This is a genomic window from Tenacibaculum sp. 1_MG-2023 (genome assembly GCF_030547425.1).
Taxonomy (GTDB): Bacteria; Bacteroidota; Bacteroidia; order Flavobacteriales; family Flavobacteriaceae; genus Polaribacter.
On the sequence record NZ_JAUORH010000042.1, the window covers coordinates 1 to 4,811 of the forward strand.

Below are 4,811 nucleotides of genomic sequence, written 5' to 3' on the forward strand. Positions count from 1 at the left end.
CGTGCTGAGGGAACCTTTAGAAGCCTCCGTTACTCTTTTGGAGGCGACCACCCCAGTCAAACTACCCACCACGCACTGTTCTCATTGCTGAGTTAGGCTCTAGATAAGCAAAGGGTGGTATTTCAAGGACGACTCCACAACGCCTAGCGACGCCACTTCATAGTCTCCCACCTATCCTACACATTACTTATCCAAAGTCAATACGAAGCTATAGTAAAGGTTCACGGGGTCTTTTCGTCCCGCTGCGGGTAATCGGCATCTTCACCGATACTACAATTTCACCGAGCTCATGGCTGAGACAGTATCCAGATCGTTGCACCATTCGTGCAGGTCGGAACTTACCCGACAAGGAATTTCGCTACCTTAGGACCGTTATAGTTACGGCCGCCGTTTACTGGGGCTTCATTTGATTGCTTCGCCGAAGCTAACAACTCCACTTAACCTTCCAGCACCGGGCAGGTGTCAGGCCTTATACATCATCTTTCAATTTAGCAAAGCCCTGTGTTTTTGATAAACAGTCGCCTGGATCTTTTCACTGCGGCCAACATTGCTGTTGGCGACTCTTCTCCCGAAGTTACGAGTCTATTTTGCCTAGTTCCTTAGCCATGAATCTCTCGAGCACCTTAGAATTCTCATCCCAACTACCTGTGTCGGTTTACGGTACGGGTTCTTATAATCTGAAGCTTAGAGGTTTTTCTTGGAAGCCTTTAGGCACACTATCCACGCATCCGAAGACTTGTGGTACTATCACACTTCAGCTAGATCTGCGGATTTTCCTACAGTTCCAATACCTAAATGTTTCAACGAACTATTCCGTCAGTTCGCGGTGCTTTCATTACTCCGTCACCCCATCGCAATTATAAGAAGTACAGGAATATTAACCTGTTGGCCATCGACTACTCCCTTCGGATTCGCCTTAGGTCCCGACTAACCCTCAGCTGATTAGCATCGCTGAGGAAACCTTAGTCTTTCGGTGAGGGGGTTTCTCGCCCCCTTTATCGTTACTTATGCCTACATTTTCTTTTCTATACGTTCCAGCATGCCTTACAGCACACCTTCAGCACATATAGAATGCTCCCCTACCACTTTAATAAGTCCATAGCTTCGGTAATATGTTTATGCCCGATTATTATCCATGCTCGACCGCTCGACTAGTGAGCTGTTACGCACTCTTTAAATGAATGGCTGCTTCCAAGCCAACATCCTAGCTGTCTGGGCAGTCAAACCTCGTTTTTTCAACTTAACATATATTTGGGGACCTTAGCTGATGGTCTGGGTTCTTTCCCTCTCGGACATGGACCTTAGCACCCATGCCCTCACTGCTGAGAAACATTTTATAGCATTCGGAGTTTGTCAGGAATTGGTAGGCGGTGAAGCCCCCGCATCCAATCAGTAGCTCTACCTCTATAAAACTTTGTCTCAACGCTGCACCTAAATGCATTTCGGGGAGTACGAGCTATTTCCGAGTTTGATTGGCCTTTCACCCCTACCCACAGGTCATCCAAAGACTTTTCAACGTCAACTGGTTCGGTCCTCCACTGTGTGTTACCACAGCTTCAACCTGCCCATGGGTAGATCACTCGGTTTCGCGTCTACTACTACTAACTATAGCGCCCTATTCAGACTCGCTTTCGCTTCGGCTCCACACCTTAAATGTTTAACCTTGCTAGCAACAGTAACTCGTAGGCTCATTATGCAAAAGGCACGCCGTCACACAGTAAATGTGCTTCGACCGCTTGTAGGCGTACGGTTTCAGGTTCTCTTTCACTCCCTTACTTAGGGTTCTTTTCACCTTTCCCTCACGGTACTAGTTCACTATCGGTCTTTCAGGAGTATTTAGCCTTACCGGATGGTCCCGGTGGATTCATACAGGATTACTCGTGTCCCGCACTACTCAGGGTACTGCTATATCCTCTTCGATTACCTGTACGAGACTATCACTCTCTTCGGTTCGTCTTTCCAAACGATTCCAGTTCTCTTAGATTCTAATGTCGCAGCCCTACAACCCCAATATTGCCGTAACAATATTGGTTTGGGCTAATCCGCGTTCGCTCGCCACTACTAACGGAATCACTTTTGTTTTCTCTTCCTCTGGTTACTTAGATGTTTCAGTTCACCAGGTTTGCCCCCTTGCGGGTAACATGTCTTCAACATGCTGGGTTGCCCCATTCGGAAATTTACGGATCATAAAATATGTGCTTCTCCCCGTAACTTATCGCAGCTTATCGCGTCCTTCTTCGCCTCTGAAAGCCTAGGCATCCTCCATACGCCCTTATTTAGCTTATTGTACTTTTTGCTGTAGTATCTATACTACAACGAGCTCTTTATAATTCTTGTTCTTATAAAAATATTTTGTTAGATATTATTCTAACTCTCTATCTTGATTCTTTACGATATCATTTTACCAATATGTCAATGAACGTGGCGAATCGCCACTGATAAGTATTTATCAGCGCAACTCCTGCAGCACTCTGAAACAACTTATTTATTGTCTCGAGGCACTGCCTCGTGGAGAATATCGGAGTCGAACCGATGACCTCTTGCGTGCAAGGCAAGCGCTCTAGCCAGCTGAGCTAATCCCCCATATACTAGTAGTTAGTACATAGTAGTTAGTAGTTAGACACAACTACTACTCAACTTCTAGAATTTCCTTATACTTATATCTTAATTTTGTAGTCTCGGGCAGACTCGAACTGCCGACCTCTACATTATCAGTGTAGCGCTCTAACCAGCTGAGCTACGAGACTTTTTTAGCCTCTAGCCTTTAATCCTTAGACGTTAGTTACTAACACTAACAACTATCGACTAAATACTATTGACTTATTAAGATCTTAGTCTAATTTTTTAAAATTAACAGCAAAGAGTAAAATACACCTCTATTGTAACTCACCATCTTTCTCTAGAAAGGAGGTGTTCCAGCCGCACCTTCCGGTACGGCTACCTTGTTACGACTTAGCCCTAGTTACCAGTTTTACCCTAGGCAGCTCCTTGCGGTAACCGACTTCAGGCACCCCCAGCTTCCATGGCTTGACGGGCGGTGTGTACAAGGCCCGGGAACGTATTCACCGGATCATGGCTGATATCCGATTACTAGCGATTCCAGCTTCACGGAGTCGAGTTGCAGACTCCGATCCGAACTGTGATATGGTTTATAGATTCGCTCCTATTCGCATAGTGGCTGCTCATTGTCCATACCATTGTAGCACGTGTGTAGCCCAGGACGTAAGGGCCGTGATGATTTGACGTCATCCCCACCTTCCTCTCGGTTTGCACCGGCAGTCTCGCTAGAGTCCTCAGCATTACCTGTTAGCAACTAACGATAGGGGTTGCGCTCGTTATAGGACTTAACCTGACACCTCACGGCACGAGCTGACGACAACCATGCAGCACCTTGTAAAGTGTCCGAAGAAAAACCGATCTCTCAGTCTGTCACTCTACATTTAAGCCCTGGTAAGGTTCCTCGCGTATCATCGAATTAAACCACATGCTCCACCGCTTGTGCGGGCCCCCGTCAATTCCTTTGAGTTTCAATCTTGCGATCGTACTCCCCAGGTGGGACACTTATCACTTTCGCTTAGTCACTGAATCTAAATCCAACAACTAGTGTCCATCGTTTACGGCGTGGACTACCAGGGTATCTAATCCTGTTCGCTCCCCACGCTTTCGTCCATGAGCGTCAGTATATACGTAGTAGACTGCCTTCGCAATCGGTATTCTAAGTAATATCTATGCATTTCACCGCTACACTACTTATTCTATCTACTTCCGTATAACTCAAGTCAACCAGTATCAAAGGCAGTTCCATAGTTAAGCTATGGGATTTCACCTCTGACTTAATTGACCGCCTGCGGACCCTTTAAACCCAATGATTCCGGATAACGCTTGCACCCTCCGTATTACCGCGGCTGCTGGCACGGAGTTAGCCGGTGCTTATTCTTACAGTACCGTCAGTTGATTACACGTAACCAAGTTTCTTCCTGTATAAAAGCAGTTTACAACCCATAGGGCAGTCTTCCTGCACGCGGCATGGCTGGTTCAGAGTTGCCTCCATTGACCAATATTCCTCACTGCTGCCTCCCGTAGGAGTCTGGTCCGTGTCTCAGTACCAGTGTGGGGGATAATCCTCTCAGACCCCCTACCTATCGTTGCCATGGTAAGCCGTTACCTTACCATCTAGCTAATAGGACGCATAGTCATCTCGTACCGATAAATCTTTAATTAAAAAATGATGCCATCTCTTAAAATTATGGAGTATTAATCTTCATTTCTAAAGGCTATCCTCCTGTACAAGGCAGATTCTATACGCGTTACGCACCCGTTCGCCGGTCGTCAGCAGAAAAGCAAGCTCCTCCCTGTTACCCCTCGACTTGCATGTGTTAAGCCTGCCGCTAGCGTTCATCCTGAGCCAGGATCAAACTCTTCATTGTATAATCTTTAATATTATAAATGTTAAGTTCCAAAAGAATTTTTAACTTCGAAAAGTTATGGTTATTCTACTCTTTGTTTTACGCTGTCAATTTCAATATTTTCAATGAACTTGTGGCGAGTCGCCACTGACAAGTTTTTACTTATCTTACGACTCATCCTCTTGTAGAAATACTAGACTCGAACTAGTGACTTAATCGTCTTCCAAAATTTCTGTTATCGTATCGCTTTCTCAAAGCGGATGCAAATATACAAACTATTTTTAATCTGACAAAAACTTTTTAAAGTTTTTTTTAATTTGTTTTTCGCACTATTTTAATGAACTGTTTTTCCCTAAAATTCGGACTGCAAAGATACTCACTTTATTTCGTATTAAACAAGAAAAA

Annotated in this window: 2 tRNA genes and 2 rRNA genes; all 4 read right to left on the bottom strand. The window is 45.1% G+C overall.

Features of this window, described 5'->3' with window-relative positions:
• A 23S ribosomal RNA gene (locus tag Q4517_RS15305) occupies nt 1-2,287 on the bottom strand; the annotation flags it as partial.
• A gap of 222 nt (nt 2,288-2,509) precedes the next feature.
• Nucleotides 2,510-2,583: transfer RNA gene (locus tag Q4517_RS15310), tRNA-Ala, on the bottom strand.
• Nucleotides 2,584-2,673: 90 nt separating this feature from the next.
• Nucleotides 2,674-2,747, bottom strand: a tRNA-Ile gene (locus tag Q4517_RS15315).
• A 156-nt stretch (nt 2,748-2,903) separates the two neighbouring features.
• Nucleotides 2,904-4,427: ribosomal RNA gene (locus Q4517_RS15320) — 16S ribosomal RNA — on the bottom strand.
• Nucleotides 4,428-4,811 lie beyond the last annotated feature (384 nt).